The sequence below is a fragment of the Pseudomonas sp. SDO52101_S400 genome (assembly GCF_054071635.1).
In genome coordinates, this window is the sequence record NZ_JBSVWF010000037.1 from 16,892 (window position 1) to 31,716 (window position 14,825).

General features: G+C 62.7%; 10 protein-coding genes. 7 read left to right on the plus strand and 3 right to left on the minus strand.

The window, feature by feature from the left end:
* Positions 1-5 precede the first annotated feature (5 nt).
* Positions 6-317: a DUF6916 family protein gene (locus tag ACW9HX_RS18865; protein ID WP_457381754.1), complete on the minus strand. Its 312-nt coding sequence runs from the start codon at positions 315-317 to the stop codon at positions 6-8.
* A gap of 56 nt (positions 318-373) precedes the next feature.
* Positions 374-961, minus strand: a complete 588-nt coding sequence (locus tag ACW9HX_RS18870; protein WP_457381755.1) for a phage tail protein — start codon at positions 959-961, stop codon at positions 374-376.
* Between the two features lie 241 nt (positions 962-1,202).
* On the opposite strand from ACW9HX_RS18870, the gene ACW9HX_RS18875 reads away from it, so the two are divergent.
* The 7 genes from ACW9HX_RS18875 to ACW9HX_RS18905 all read left to right on the plus strand — a co-directional run bounded on the left by ACW9HX_RS18875 (position 1,203) and on the right by ACW9HX_RS18905 (position 14,116).
* A complete protein-coding gene (locus ACW9HX_RS18875; protein WP_457381756.1) occupies positions 1,203-2,798 on the plus strand; it encodes a glycosyltransferase family 39 protein in 1,596 nt (531 codons plus the stop codon).
* Positions 2,799-2,943: 145 nt separating this feature from the next.
* The gene (locus ACW9HX_RS18880; RefSeq protein ID WP_457381757.1) at positions 2,944-3,780 is read left to right on the plus strand and encodes a sulfotransferase family protein; all 837 of its coding nucleotides are present in this window, start codon (positions 2,944-2,946) and stop codon (positions 3,778-3,780) included.
* 53 nt (positions 3,781-3,833) lie between these two features.
* Positions 3,834-10,214 carry an Ig-like domain-containing protein gene (locus ACW9HX_RS18885; protein ID WP_457381758.1) on the plus strand — a complete coding sequence of 2,127 codons (6,381 nt, stop codon included), beginning with the start codon at positions 3,834-3,836 and terminating at the stop codon, positions 10,212-10,214.
* A 48-nt stretch (positions 10,215-10,262) separates the two neighbouring features.
* Complete coding sequence (locus ACW9HX_RS18890; RefSeq protein ID WP_457381759.1) at positions 10,263-11,777, plus strand: TolC family protein; 1,515 nt, start codon at positions 10,263-10,265, stop codon at positions 11,775-11,777.
* Positions 11,761-12,366 (plus strand): adenylyl-sulfate kinase, encoded by a 606-nt coding sequence (cysC, locus tag ACW9HX_RS18895; RefSeq protein WP_457381760.1) that lies wholly within the window; start codon positions 11,761-11,763, stop codon positions 12,364-12,366. Before ACW9HX_RS18890 ends, cysC begins: the two co-directional genes overlap by 17 nt.
* The gene (locus ACW9HX_RS18900) at positions 12,363-13,148 is read left to right on the plus strand and encodes an aspartyl/asparaginyl beta-hydroxylase domain-containing protein (RefSeq protein WP_457381761.1); all 786 of its coding nucleotides are present in this window, start codon (positions 12,363-12,365) and stop codon (positions 13,146-13,148) included. Before cysC ends, ACW9HX_RS18900 begins: the two co-directional genes overlap by 4 nt.
* Positions 13,136-14,116, plus strand: coding sequence for a sulfotransferase family protein (locus tag ACW9HX_RS18905; RefSeq protein WP_457381762.1), 981 nt, complete (start codon positions 13,136-13,138; stop codon positions 14,114-14,116). Before ACW9HX_RS18900 ends, ACW9HX_RS18905 begins: the two co-directional genes overlap by 13 nt.
* Here ACW9HX_RS18905 and ACW9HX_RS18910 read toward each other — a convergent pair.
* Positions 14,066-14,824 (minus strand): slipin family protein, encoded by a 759-nt coding sequence (locus ACW9HX_RS18910; protein WP_457381763.1) that lies wholly within the window; start codon positions 14,822-14,824, stop codon positions 14,066-14,068. The two genes, ACW9HX_RS18905 and ACW9HX_RS18910, sit on opposite strands and share 51 nt — an antisense overlap.
* Between the last annotated feature and the right edge of the window lies 1 nt (position 14,825).

Below are 14,825 nucleotides of genomic sequence, written 5' to 3' on the forward strand. Positions count from 1 at the left end.
GCGCATCAGTTGAAGGAAATACAGAAATAGCCCAACTGCGGATCCCGCCCCATCGCAGGCACCCGCGACACGAAGATGTCCTCCACTCGCCCGAGCTCCGGCAGCTCCAATGCGCACAGACCGTCGACGAACTCGGTCGGCACCAGGCTGTTGAATTCGAGGCAGAAGGGCATGCGTTCGCTGTAGCGGGTTTTTGCCGCAGGGACTTCTTCGAGGTATTCGATTTGAATCGGCAGCGCTGTGCCATCCGGCAGGTGCAGCGTGTGTTGTTGTCCCAGCAATGCCTGGGCGTGTTGGATTTGAACCGCTTGCAGCATGGTCTGACTCCAGTGACGAGAGAAACGGCCGGGGGCCCGAAGCCCCCGGCGGTTGTTCAGTTGCGCGAAGGGAAGAGGCCGTTCAGGGCAATGCTGAAGTTGAGGACCAGATAAGGGTTCATGATGCCCAGTGGCTGGCTGCCACCTGTGGAGGAAATGTCCCCGGTGACGGTGGTGGTCAGGCCTTTGATGGGAACCGGCGTGGCACCTTGGGCGTCCGAATAGATGTTCGCCGAACCTGGGCCGCCACCGGAGGCGCCGATGTACGAGTTGGTAGCGGTTGGCGTTGTCGCCGGATTGCTCGCGGGCACGGCCAGTTTCAAGGCTGTGTTGGCGGTGAGACCGGTCATGGCGTGCGTATGATTGGGCATGTTGGCAATGGTGGCGGTCACACTTTCGGTGCCGGACACTTCACCGATGACACGTGGCGTCAGCCCCAGTCCGGCGCCCTGAGCGATCATCGTGCGACCTTGCAGGTTGGGCAACTGAAAGTTGGTCGTGCCGTTGCCGCCGTAGAAAGTGCCCAGCAACGCGAACAGCGCGTTGTATTGCGCAATGGAAAGCGTCTGCCCATTACACAAGGCCCAGCCATTGGGAGCGAAGTTGAAGGCGAACGGTTGAATCGTACCCATAAAGACTTCCATGGTTCCTCATCCTTCTGTTATGTGGTCGGCGCGCCGCGCGGTAGCCTTTACTGCCGGGCAGGTCGAAACGCTTTACTGACTCCTTCCATTTGCGCGGGCAGGTCACGCCAAGCCGTAGCGTAGACCCGGATCGACGGACTTGCCGGACGTCGTCGTGGCCGCGCGTCGGCTTCGGCTCTGGCCTACAGTGTGCGCAACGAATGGCCCTGTTTTTTACTTGGAATACCGTAAGGGAAGGTTGATGGAAGCGCGTCGCGAGACTCCGCTGGGGGATACCCAGGACCCGTTTGCCGCACCGAATGCAGGTGTCCGGCGTTTGCTGCGCTGGGCTCGCCAGCAGTGGCTGATACCGATTTTGCTGTTGGCGACGGTCGTGCGTTTTTATGACCTGACCGCCGCTGCGATCTGGGGCGATGAAGGCTCAAGCCTGCTGCTGGCGAACTATTCACTGGGCGGCATCTGGGAACACGCTGCGTTCGACGTGCATCCGCCGTTTTACTTCATGCTGCTGCATGGCTGGATCGGGTTGTTCGGCGACGGCATCCTGTCGATCCGCAGCCTCAGCGCCCTGGCTGGCATTGCCACGGTCGGGCTGGGGGTGTGCCTGGTCGATCGGCTGGCCACCCGTCGTGCCGCGATCATCGCCGGGGTGCTGCTGGCGCTGCTGCCGACTGCGGTGCGCTACAGCCAGGAAGTGCGCATGTACTCGCTGCTCGGGTTGCTGCTGATCGCCACCACCCTGGCGTTGATCTGCTGGGTCAGGCGCCCGCAGCGTCGCCGGTATCTGGTGATCTATGCGCTGCTGATGAGCGCCGCGTTGTACACCCATTATTTCGCGGTGCTGGCGGCACTGAGCCACTGGCTGTACCTGGGGCTGATCCGCCTGCTGCCGGGTTATCGCCTGCGGCATATCCAGCGCAAGGACTGGTGGCTGGCCAATCTGGCGATCGTCGCGCTTTACCTGCCGTGGCTGCCGAACCTGCTCGATCTGACGCAACACATGGAAGAGCTCAAGGCCGGTGGCGATGTCGGCTGGGAAGACCCGGTGACCCTCTCTTCGCTGCCGTCGATGATCTGGTTGTGGCTGATCCAGAACGAGGGTGATCACCTGCCCTTGCTGCTGTTCTGCGGCGTACCGTTGGCCTTGCTGGTGCTGGCCGGCCTGGCAATCGCCCGCGACCGCAGCGTCAATCATGGCAGTGTGTTGCTGGCGCTCTACACCGGTGTGCCGTTGTTTCTGGTGTTCGGCGTGTCATTCATCAGCCCGGTGTTCATCGAGCGCTACCTGACCGCCTACGCACTGGGGTTGCCGATGCTGTTGGCGCTGGCCATCGACCGTTTGTACAGCCGCGCTCGCGTGCTGGCGGTGGCGGTGCTGGTGTCGTTCGTCGGTGTCGAAATGGTGGGTGTGAACACCAATGCCACGGTTGACCCACACGACCAGTTCAACGTCATGGTCGATCACATCAACCGCCACTTCGTCAGCGGTGACCGGATCATCACCAGCGACATGCTCTGGTACTTGAGTTACGTCTACTACAACCGCACTGACGCTCAAGTGCGGCTGTATACACCGCCCGCCGCCGATGGTCGCTCGACGCGTCCGAACCACTACGGTTTCGGCACGCTGGTATCCGATGATGTCTATCTGGATCGGTTGGGGGATCTGCCCAAGGACAGTGCCCGGGTCTGGTTGATCGGCGATCTGGACGTGGAAGTACCGGATCCTTTCGTGCCCTTGCCGCCGACCTGGCAGTTGCGTGATCAGACCCAGGCCGGCGGCGCGAAAGCGCGACTTTTCGTTCTGGAAAAGGACGATCGTACCAACGGCAAATGACTTAAACGCTTCACCTAACTGTTCGCGATAAAAAATGGTCGTACAAGTCCGTTTTGCTCTATTTTGATATCAAAACACTACTAGTCGAAAGGGTATTGTTGGACTACGCTCACCGGACAAAAGGACTTACAAATACGGTGAAGGGATGCAGCAGTTCCACTTTATCTCCGGCTTGCCGCGCTCAGGTTCTACCCTGCTTTCTGCGATCCTTCTGCAGAACCCGCGCTTTCATGCCGGCATGACCAGCCCGGTCGGCGCCCTGTTCTCCGGTGTCCTTGAACAATGCAGCGCCGGCAGCGAATTCGGCGCGGTGATCGACACCGAGATGCGCCGTCGTCTGCTGCGCGGGCTGTTCGACTCCTACTACGCCGACAAGGCCGACAAACCGGTGGTGTTCGACACCAATCGGCAGTGGAGCTCGCGCCTGCCGGCCATCAACGACCTGTTCCCGAAAGCCAAAGTCATCGCCTGCGTGCGCAACGTCGCGTGGGTGATGGACAGCCTGGAACGGTTGTACCGCGCCAATCCCTATGAAAACACCAAGCTGTTCGGCGATGCCGTCGAGCGCAATACGGTCTACAGCCGCTGCGAAACCCTGGCCCAGCGCAATCGCCTGGTGGGATTTGCCTGGGCAGCGCTCAAGGAAGCCTATTACGGCGAACACGCCGACTCGCTGCTGATCGTCGATTACGACTTGTTGACCCAGGCCCCGGAGCGCGTGCTGCGGCTGGTCTACGACTTCATCGGCGAGCCCTGGTTCGAGCACGATTTCGAGCACCTGGCCTATGACGCGCCAGAGTTCGACCAGGCCCTTGGCGTGGCCGGTCTGCACAAGGTCAAACCCAAGGTCGCCCTGCAGTCCCGGCGCACGATTCTGCCGCCGGACCTGTTCAAGCAATACGCCGATTTGTCCTTTTGGCTCGATGGCTCAGCCAGCGCTGCCAATGTGATTCGTATGAAGTCCGACGCCGCGATCAGTTGATCGCGGCGTTTTTCATTGATGCGTTTACAACTGTTCGAGTCCGGGTGAGCAACATGTGGTGGAGCAAGCAAAAGTCGCGGGTAACCGAAGGCCAACGGACGCTGGCTGCGCCGCTGATCATGTCGCTGGAACCGCGCATGCTGTTCGACGGCGCCGTCGCGGCCACTGTCGCTGACACAGCCGCCCAGGCTGATAGCCATCCCACTGCCGATGCGGCCAAGGCGCCGACGGCCGATCATCCGGTGGCGAGCAAGGACACCCACGGCCAGGCCGATGCCACGCCTGCCGCCAGTCCGGTCGCCGTGCCGGGCCAGAGCGTGGTGTTCGTCGATTCTCGGGTCAAGGATGCCGACAGCCTGCTCAAAGGCGTCGCTCCTGGCACGCAGGTGGTCAAGCTCGACGCGAGCAAGGACGGCTTGCAGCAGATCGCTGATTATCTCGACCAGCATTCGGGCGTCAGCTCGGTGCAGATCATTGCCCACGGCAATGCCGGTGACCTGTGGCTGGGCAACAGCTATCTGTCGGCGGACAACGTCGCGCAACGCAGCGCGGTGCTGGCGGAAATCGGCAAGGACATGAACGTCGGCGGCGACATCCTGATCTACGGCTGCTACACCGCCGAGGGTGACCGCGGTCTTAGTTTCGTCGATTCCCTGGCGCAACTGACCGGCCGCGACGTGGCGGCTTCGAACAACCGCACCGGCGTGGGTGGCGACTGGGATCTGGAAATCGCCACGGGCAAGATCGAGAGCGCCAACGTGTTGTCGACCCTGTCGATGAGCGAATACCAGTGGGGCCTCGCCACCTGGACTGCCACCAACAATGCGAACACCGGCGTCGGCTCGCTGCGCGCAGCCCTGGCGTCTGCGCAGAACGGCGACATCGTGACCTTCAGCACCGGCATGACGGTGCAGCTCACTTCGGAATTGCTGATCAACAAGAGCATCACGGTCGATGGTGACCTGAACAACGACGGTGTCGCCGACGTTACGCTCGATGGCCAGTACAAGACCCGGGTGGTTGAAGTCACCTCCGGCAGTACGGTGACGCTCGATGGTCTGGTGATCACCCGGGGCCTGGTCTCGGGCAACGGCGGCAATGGCGGCTACGGCGCAACCGGCGCTATGGGCGGCGGGATTTTCAACGCTGGCATCCTGACCCTGAACAACGTTTCGGTCACCGGCAACGCGGCAGCGGGTGGCGGCGGCGGTGGTGGCGTCACGGGCGCCAACTACGGCGGCGGCGGTGGTGGTGGCGGTGGTCTTGGCGGTCAGGGCGGCGGCCATGGCGGTACTGCCGGGCCGGGCACCGGTACGCTGGGCGGCCAGGCCGGCAGCGGAGGTGTCGGCGGTTACGGTGGCGGTTACGACGCGACGCACATGGGCGGGCGCGGCGGCTCCACCACGGGCGGCGCCGGCGGTGTCGGCGTGTCCTATTACAGTAATGGCGGCAACGGCGGCACAGCCAACAACGGCACCATTTCCATTGGCGGTGGCGGTGGCGGTTCCGGCTGGGACAAGGTCGGCGGCGCAGGCGGCAACGCGGCTGGCGGCATTTACAACGCCTCCACCGGCACCCTGAAAATCGTCGGCACGTCTGTCATCAGCAACAACATCGGTGCGGGTGGTGGTGGCGGTGGCGGTAGCGGTCAGGGCAGCAACAATCTGAACGGCGGTGACGGCGGACGAGGTGTCGGCGCGATCTGGAACCAGGGCGGCACGGTGCTGATCACGGCCTCCAACTTCAGCTCCATCACTGGCAACGCGGCCGGCAGCGGTGCCGGTGGCGCCGAACTGGGCGGCGGTGTGACGGGCTCTGTACCGCTGGCCTTCGCGGCGATCTACAACAACGGCGGCACGCTCAACACCGCCTATGTGGAACCACCGACCGCGACCATCGTGATGTCGGACACAGCGCTGAAAATCGGCGAAACCTCGCTGGTGACCATTACTTTCAGCCGGGCAGTGAGCGGTTTCACCAACGCCGACCTGACGATTGCCAACGGCACGCTGACAGCGGTCAGCAGCAGCGACGGCGGCCTGACCTGGACAGCGACCTTCACCCCGACCAACAACATTACCGACAGCACCAACCTGATTACCCTCGACAACACCGGAGTGAATGCGATCAGCGACGGCGTGGCGGGCGTCGGCACCACCAGTTCCAGCAACTACGCGATCGATACTGCACGCCCGACCGTGACCATCGTGATGTCCGACACGGCGTTGAAGATCGGCGATACCTCGCTGGTAACCTTCACGTTCAGCGAAGCAGTGACCGGTTTCACCAACGCCGACCTGACCATCGCCAACGGCACGCTGAGCGCGGTGAGCAGCAGCGACGGTGGTATCACCTGGACCGGGACCTTCACCCCGACCGCCAGCATCACCGATACCACCAACCTGATCTCCCTGGACAACACCGGTATCGCTGACCTGGCCGGCAACGCCGGCAGCGGCACGACGGATTCGGCCAATTACGTGATCGACACAGTGCGGCCGACCGCGACCATTGTCGTGGCCGACAGCAATCTGGCGGCGGGCGAAACCTCGCTGGTGACCATCACCTTCAGCGAAGCGGTCAGCGGTTTCACCACCGCCGACATGACAGTGGCCAACGGCACCCTGACCGGCCTGAGCAGCAGCGACGGCGGCATCACCTGGACCGCCACGCTCACGCCGACCACCAACATCACCGACACCACCAACCTGGTCACCCTGGACAACACCGGGGTCGTCGATCTGGCCGGCAACGCCGGCAGCGGCACCACCAACTCCAACAACTACGCCATAGACACCGCACGGCCGACCGCGACCATCGTGGTCGCAGACACCGCGCTGAAAATCGGCGAAACCTCGCTGGTGACCATCACCTTCAGCGAAGCGGTCACCGGTTTCACCAATGCCGACCTGACCATCGCCAATGGCACGCTGACAGCGGTCAGCAGCAGCGACGGCGGCATCACCTGGACGGCGACGTTCACGCCGACCGCCAGCATCACCGACGCGACCAACCTGATCACGCTGAACAATACCGGCATCGCTGACCTGAACGGCAACGCCGGCACCGGTACCACCGATTCGAACAATTACGCCATCGACACCCAGCGTCCGACCGCGACGATCGTGGTAGCCGATAACAACCTGAAAATCGGCGAAACCTCGCTGGTGACCATCACCTTCAGCGAAGCGGTAACAGGCTTCACCAACGCCGACCTGACCATCGCCAACGGCACGTTGAGCGCGGTCAGCAGCAGCGACGGCGGCATTACCTGGACCGCGACGTTCACCCCGAGCGCCAACATCACCGATGCCACCAACCTGATCACACTGGACAATACCGGCGTCGCTGACCTGGCCGGCAACGCCGGCAGCGGCACCGTCGATTCCGGCAACTACGCCATCGACACCCAGCGCCCGACCGCGACCATCGTGGTCGCCGACAGCAACCTGACGGCCGGCGAGACGACACTGGTGACCTTCACCTTCAGCGAAGCGGTGACCGGCTTCACCAACGCCGACCTGGTGGTGGCTAACGGCACTCTGACGGCGGTGAGCAGCAGCGACGGCGGTATCACCTGGACCGCGACCTTTACACCGAACGTGGGCGTCAACGACGCGACCAACCTGATCGCGCTGGCCAATACCGGCATCGCCGACCTGGCGGGCAATGCCGGCAGCGGCACGACCAACTCCAACAACTACACCATCGACACCGTAGTGCCGACCGCGACCATCATCGTGTCCGACCCCAGTCTGAAGATCGGCGAGACCTCGCTGGTGACCATTACCTTCAGCGAAGCGGTGACCGGTTTCACCAACGCCGACCTGACGATTGCCAACGGCACGTTATCGGCGGTGAGCAGCAGCGACGGCGGCATTACCTGGACGGCAACGTTCACACCGACCACCAACATCACCGACGCCACCAACCTGATCACGCTGGACAATTCCGGTGTTCAAAACCTGTCAGGCAATGCCGGTAGCGGCACCACCGACTCGAACAATTACTCGATCGACACTCAGCGTCCGACCGCCACCATTGTGGTCGCCGACACCGCGCTCGGCGTCGGCCAGACTTCGCTGGTGACCATCACCTTCAGCGAAGCGGTCACCGGTTTCACCAACGCCGACCTGACCATCGCCAACGGTACGCTGAGCGCGGTGAGCAGCAGCGATGGCGGCATTACCTGGACGGCGACTTTCACCCCGGCGGCAGGCATCACCGACACTACCAACCTGATCACGCTGGACAATACCGGCATCGCCGATCTGGCGGGCAACGCCGGCAGCGGCACCACCGACTCCAACAACTATGCGGTCGACAGTCAGCGTCCGACGGCGACTATTGTCATGACCGACAGTGACCTGCGTCCCGGCGAAACCGCACTGGTGACTATCACCTTCAGCGAGGCCGTGACCGGATTCGACAATTCCGACCTGAGCGTTGCCAACGGCACACTGAGCAACGTTTCGTCGAGCGACGGCGGCATTACATGGACGGCCACGTTCACGCCGAATATCGGCATCACCGACCTCACCAACCTGATTGTCCTGAACAACACCGGCATCACCGACTTGGCCGGCAACACCGGTACCGGCACCACCAGTTCGGCCAACTATCAGATCCATACCCAAGTGCCGACCGCCACCATCGTGGTGGCTGACACTTCGCTCAAGGCCGGAGAAACCTCGCTGGTGACCATCACCTTCAGCGAGGCGGTCAGTGGCTTCGACAACAGCGACCTGACCATTGCCAACGGTACGTTGAGCAATGTCAGCAGCAGCGACGGTGGTATCACCTGGACGGCGACCTTCACCCCGACGGCCAATGTCACCGACGCCACCAACCTGGTCAGCCTGAATAACGCCGGGGTGGCCAACCTGTCGGGCAACAGTGGCATCGGCACCACCGATTCCAACAATTTCGCCATCGACACCGCGCTGCCGACCGCGACTATCGTGGTCGCCGACAATCGCCTGGGCATCGGTGAAACCACCACCGTGACCATCACCTTCAGTGAAGCGGTGAGCGGGTTCGATCTGTCGGACATCAGCGTGGCCAACGGAGCACTGTCGAACCTGACCAGCAGTGACGGCGGCGTGACGTGGACGGCGACTTTCACCCCGACAGCCGGTGTCAACGACGCGACCAACCTGATTCTGATCGACACCGCAGGTGTCCAGGATCTGGCCGGCAACGCCGGGGCGAGCATCGCGATCTCCAACAACTACATCCTCGACGCTTCCCGGCCGACGGTGAGCATCGTGGTCGCCAACCCGCATCTGGGCATCGGTCAGAGCACCACGGTGACCTTCACCTTCAGCGAGGCGGTGAGCAATTTCGACCTGTCGGACCTGAGCGTGACCAACGGTGACCTGAGCAACCTGACCAGCAGCGATGGCGGCAAGACCTGGACTGCGACCTTCACACCGACCGCGAATGTCACCGACCCAAGCAATTTCATTGCCCTGGACACCAGCAACGTCACCGACCTGGCGGGCAACGCCGGCAGCACGGTGGCCGTGTCGAACAACTATGCCCTCGACAGTGAACTGCCGACCGCCACTGTTGTGGTCGCCAATCCGAACCTGGGCGTCGGCCAGACCTCGCAGGTGATCATCACCTTCAACGAAGCGGTGACCGGTTTCGATCTGTCGGACCTCAGCGTGGCAAACGGCACCTTGTCCAACCTGAGCAGCAGCGACGGCGGCAAGACCTGGACCGCGACCCTGACGCCGAATGCCAACGTCAACAGCACCAGCAATGCGATCAGCGTGAACAGCGCCGGGGTCAGCGATCTGTCCGGGAACAGCGGCAGCGGTGTCAGCAGTTCCGGCAATTACGTGATCAATACGGTGCCGGCAGTGCCACCGACTTCACCGTCAGTCGTGGTGACGCCGGATCCGGAGTTCCGCAGTAGCGATCCGGTTGTGGCGCCGCCACTGCCGAACGTCCCTCTGCAACCCATCGTCTTCACACCGCCCACCGGCGATCTCGGCTCACCGCTGACTTTTGCGCCGTTGTTCGAACAACGGGTGATCGGCAACGGCATCCGTCCACTGGGCGACATTTTCATCAACCACGGTGCGTTGAGCCCGAGTTTCATTGCCCAGGTCTTCACCAGCAGCGACAGCGGCGGTGACGGTTCCGGCCATGGCTTCCTCGGATTCGGCGGCGGCGATGGCGGAGTGTTCGGTACCAGTACGCTGTCGAGCCTGTTCAATCAGGACAGCGGCGCCGAGCGGGATTCGCTGAACGCTTTCGACAGCCACTCGATCCGGGGTGGGGATGTGTCCCAAGGCCTGCGCGGTGTCTTCGGTGCGCCGACCCTCGGTCAGCAACTGCAACAGATCAAGGACAGCGAGCAGCACCGGGTCGACAACCTGGCCGCAGCTCTGCAACAGGTCGGCATCAGCGAAATATCGGCCTGATAAACCATAACAATTCAACAATGTGCGGGACCTAGGGGCGATCCAGGGATGAAGAAAAGTCAGAAGTTGTTCGGCGCCAGCCTGCTGGCGCTGGCGATCAGCGGATGTGCAGTCACCAGTGAACCGATCGAACGCAGCGTCAGTGAGCAACGGGCCCGAGCCGACCTGCAAACCATGTACAAGGGCCAGGAACCGCTGCGCGGTCCGCTGACGCTGCACCAGGCCATGGCCCGTGCCGTGAAATACAACCTCGAAGGTCGCTTGAAGATCATGGAGGAAGCGCTGGCCAAGCGGCAGCTCGACCTCGCCAGTTTCGACATGCTGCCGCGCATGGCGCTGGACGCCGGTTACGTCGGGCGCAACAACGTCAGCGCCTCCAGCAGCCAGAGCGTGCGCACCGGCACCCAGTCCCTGGAACCGTCGACTTCCCAGGACCGCGACCGCAACGTCGCCGACCTGACCATGGTCTGGAACGTCCTCGACTTCGGTGTCAGCTACATCAACGCCAAACAACAGGGCGACCAGCGTCTGATCGTTCAGGAGCGCCGGCGCAAGGTGATCAACACCATCGTTCAGGACGTGCGCTCGGCCTATTGGCGAGCGATGGCGGCCGAACGTCTGCTCAAGCAGATCGACAGCCTGATGGCGCGGGTCGACGCTGCCCGACGCAACAGCGAAAGCATGAGCGAGCAGCGCATCGGTGATCCGGTGCAGTCCCTCGGTTACCAGCGTTCGCTGATCGAAGCCACCCGGCAGCTGGAAGAGCAGCGCCGCGCGTTGTCGCTGGCGAAAACCGAACTGGCGACCCTGATCAACCTGCCGATGGGCACCAACCTGACGCTGGCCACCGACGACGGTTATCAGATCCCGGAACTCAAAGTCGATATCGCCAAACTGGAACAGGAAGCCCTGACCAGCCGTCCGGAACTGCGTGAGCAGGATTATCAGACCCGAATCAGCGCCGCCGAAACCCGCAAGGCCATGTTGCGAATGCTGCCGGGCCTGGAGTTTTCCGCCGGCGGGCACTACGACAGCAACTCGTTCCTGGTGAACGACCGCTGGGCCGACTATGGCGTGAAAGTGACCTGGAACCTGTTCAACGTGATCTCCGCCCCGGCGGCCATCGACGTAGCCAAGGCCGGTGAAGAAGTTGCCACCGCGCGCCGTCAGGCCATGTCGATTGCGGTACTGGCGCAGTTGTACGTGGCCAACGCCAACTATCAGGAGGCGCTGCGTCAGTTCAAGACCAACCAGCAACTGTCGGACATCGACGGGCAAATCGTCGGTCAGTTGCGCAATCGCCATCAGGCGGCGGGCATCGGCGAACTGGATCTGATCCAGGGCGAACTGAACAACCTGCAAGCGGACTTGCGTCGCGACCTGTCCTACGCCGATCTGCGTAATGCCTATGGTCAGATCTTTGCCAGTGCCGGGCTCGATCCGTTGCCGGATCAGGTGCAGTCGACCGAAGTGCAGTCGATCGCCACGGCGCTGGCCAACCGTGAAGCAGCGTGGGCGTCGGGGGATATTTCGGTGCCGGTGGCCCATGCCTCCGCGAAGTGATGTGCTGGCGCCGACCGCCAGCATCAGCCGTGCACAGCGCGAGGCCCGCAATGGCCATCGCGGCACGGCCGTGTTGCTGACCGGTTTGCCGGCGGCGGGCAAATCGACCCTGGCTCAGGCGCTGCATGCCGAACTCTTCGAGCGAGGCCTGCAAAGTCTGGTGCTCGACGGCGATGGCCTGCGCGTCGGACTCAATCGCGATCTGGGATTCACCGATGCCGACCGGCTGGAAAACATCCGCCGGGCCAGTGAGCTGGCAGCGCTGCTGGTGGAGAACGGGCAGATCGTGATTCTGGCGATGATCGCGCCGCTGGTGGAGTTGCGCGAAGTGTTCGCGCAGCGCCTGGGTTATGACTATCGCGAAGTCTGGTGCAGTGCGGCGCTGGCGGTGTGCGAACAGCGCGACCCGAAAGGGCATTACGCTCGGGCGCGACGGGGCGAGCTGGCCGGGTTTACCGGTGTGTCGGCACCTTACGAGCCTCCGGCTCAGGCTTCATTGGTGCTCGATACCGGAACACTGACGGTCGAGGCTTGCCTTGATCGTTTGCTGACCTGGCTCGGCGAATCCGCGGTGTTGCCCAGGACATGAGCCGTCCGGCGTTTTCTCGGTTGCCGATAGCGGTGGATCTGCCGCTGCTGTTGCAGGCGTTGGCGGCGATTGAACACGATGCCTGGCGCGGCCATTTCAACACGGCCTATTTCGCGGGCGACTGGAGCGGCGTCGCGCTGATTTCCGCATCCGATGCGCTGACCGAACTGTCGCCCGGCACCGCCGATCCCGTGCAACGCGCTCCTTGGTTGAATGACCCTCGCTGGCAGCAAGCGCTGCAGGATCTGCCGCTGGAAATCGTCAGTGCGCGACTGCTGCGACTTGGCCCCGGCGGACAGATTCACGAACATCGTGACTACGATCTCGACGGTGAGAACGCCGACTTGCGCCTGCATATCCCGCTGCTCAGCCCGCCCGCCGTGGACTTCTGGCTCGACGGTCTGCGCATGCCGATGTCAGCGGGCGAGTGCTGGTTTCTCGACCTCGCTCGGCCGCATCGGGTCGACAATCGCGACAGTACAGCACGCATTCATCTGGTTCTCGATTGCCGTCCCGGCGCCTGGCTGGAGCAGATGATTGCCGACGGTTTGTCGAGTACGCCGCAGCCTGACGCCGAGGATTCGGCGTTGCAGCGCTTTCAGCGTCTGCTGGCCGGGGATCCTTCGTTGTCGGCTGCTTTGCAGGGACTGCGCGATCCCGAATCGTTCATCAGCCAGACACTGGCGCTGGCCGCCGAGCGCGGCTTGTCATTCTCCCGGGAAGAACTGCACGCGGCGATGCGCAACGGGCGCCGGTCATGGAATGAACAATGGCGAGCCTGAATTTCGACGGCTGGCTGCCGATCCGGATCTGGAAAAGCGCCGGCCAATGGCAGGTGGACTGGTGCTGGTTTGGCGATACGCCACTGCATCAGCCTTTTTTCCGCGATGCGGTGGAAGAAGCGCTGAGGCTGCCGTTCAATCAGGCGTTTCGCCGGCAAACACCCTTGTCGGCGCTCGCGGATTGGCAGGCGCTCAGTCCTGGCCTGGCGCCGAGCGCTTTCATTCTCCACGCCTCTCGTTGCGGTTCGACGCTGATCAGCCAGATGCTCGCCCGACTCGACGATCACATCGTGATCTCCGAACCGCCGCCCCTCGATGCCTTGCTGCGCAGCGATCTGCCGGCCGACGAGCGTCGTGCGGCGATCATGGGTTTGCTCTCGGCCTACGGTCAGCGCCGACGCGGGATGGAGCAACGACTGGTGATCAAGCTCGACGCGTGGAACATCGGCGAATGGCCCGTGCTGCGCGACTGCTTCCCCGATACACCATGGTTGTTTGTCTATCGCGATCCGCTGGAAATCGCCGTTTCGCATCTGCGTCGTCCGGGCATGCACATGGTGCCGGGGATGCTCGGCGAATGTGTGCTGGATGACGACCTGCCATTTGAAGGGCGTGAGGATTTCATCGCCCGGAGGCTGGGACGTCTGCTGGAAGCGGGGCGCTTGCACTGCGCTGATTTCGATGGGCTGGCGGTGAATTACAGCGAGTTGCCTGGGGCGATGGCGGGGCGGTTGGCGAGGTTTTTTCAATTGAGCCCCGAGCAGTTTGAACAAGCGCTGGCAGGCTCGGCGCAGCATGCGAAACAGCCCTCACAGGCGTTTGTCGCCGATGGCGAAAGCAAACGCCGTGAGGCTTCCACGCTGTTGCAGACACAAGTGGAACGTTGTGCGCGAGCACCTTACGAAGAGCTGGAGCTTTTACGACTTGGCCGACAGATCCGCCATCCCCTTGAGCAATTCGATCGGTAACGGAAAGACGATGGTCGAACTCTTGTCGCCGGCAATCGAGCTCAAAGTCTGCATGTAGCGCAGCTGCATGGCGCCCGGTTGGCGGCCGAGCATTTCGGCGGCCTGCATGAGTTTCTCCGAAGCCTGCAATTCGCCTTCGGCGTGGATCACTTTGGCTCGCCGTTCCCGTTCGGCTTCGGCCTGTTTGGCGATGGCGCGCACCATCGATTCGTTGAGGTCGACGTGTTTGATCTCGACGTTGGCGACCTTGATGCCCCAGACGTCGGTCTGGGCATCGAGCACTTGCTGGATGTCGATATTCAGGCGTTCGCGTTCGGCCAGCAGTTCGTCCAGCTCATGTTTACCGAGCACCGCACGCAGGGTGGTCTGGGCCAATTGGCTGGTGGCCATGAGGAAGTCCTCGACCTGGATGATCGCTTTTTGCGGGTCGAGCACCCGGAAGTACAGCACCGCGTTGACCTTGACCGAGACGTTGTCGCGGGTGATCACATCCTGCGGCGGCACATCGAGGACGATGGTGCGCAGATCGACCCGGACCATTTGCTGCACCACCGGAATCAACAGGATCAGCCCCGGTCCCTTGACCTGCCAGAAGCGCCCGAGCTGGAACACCACGCCACGTTCGTATTCACGCAGGATGCGGAACGTCGAGCCGGCCAGGGCAATGAGCAACAGCAGCAGCGCGACAAAACCGATTTGCAGACCCATG

Bases quoted from the DNA above. Each gene is read 5' to 3' on its own strand.
- ACW9HX_RS18910 (WP_457381763.1), bottom strand. From the start codon at position 14,824: ATGGGTCTGCAAATCGGTTTTGTCGCGCTGCTGCTGTTGCTCATTGCC.
- ACW9HX_RS18870 (WP_457381755.1), bottom strand. From the start codon at position 961: ATGGAAGTCTTTATGGGTACGATTCAACCGTTCGCCTTCAACTTCGCT.
- ACW9HX_RS18865 (WP_457381754.1), bottom strand. From the start codon at position 317: ATGCTGCAAGCGGTTCAAATCCAACACGCCCAGGCATTGCTGGGACAA.
- ACW9HX_RS18890 (WP_457381759.1), top strand. From the start codon at position 10,263: ATGAAGAAAAGTCAGAAGTTGTTCGGCGCCAGCCTGCTGGCGCTGGCG.
- ACW9HX_RS18880 (WP_457381757.1), top strand. From the start codon at position 2,944: ATGCAGCAGTTCCACTTTATCTCCGGCTTGCCGCGCTCAGGTTCTACC.
- ACW9HX_RS18900 (WP_457381761.1), top strand. From the start codon at position 12,363: ATGAGCCGTCCGGCGTTTTCTCGGTTGCCGATAGCGGTGGATCTGCCG.
- cysC (WP_457381760.1), top strand. From the start codon at position 11,761: ATGCCTCCGCGAAGTGATGTGCTGGCGCCGACCGCCAGCATCAGCCGT.
- ACW9HX_RS18875 (WP_457381756.1), top strand. From the start codon at position 1,203: ATGGAAGCGCGTCGCGAGACTCCGCTGGGGGATACCCAGGACCCGTTT.
- ACW9HX_RS18885 (WP_457381758.1), top strand. From the start codon at position 3,834: ATGTGGTGGAGCAAGCAAAAGTCGCGGGTAACCGAAGGCCAACGGACG.
- ACW9HX_RS18905 (WP_457381762.1), top strand. From the start codon at position 13,136: ATGGCGAGCCTGAATTTCGACGGCTGGCTGCCGATCCGGATCTGGAAA.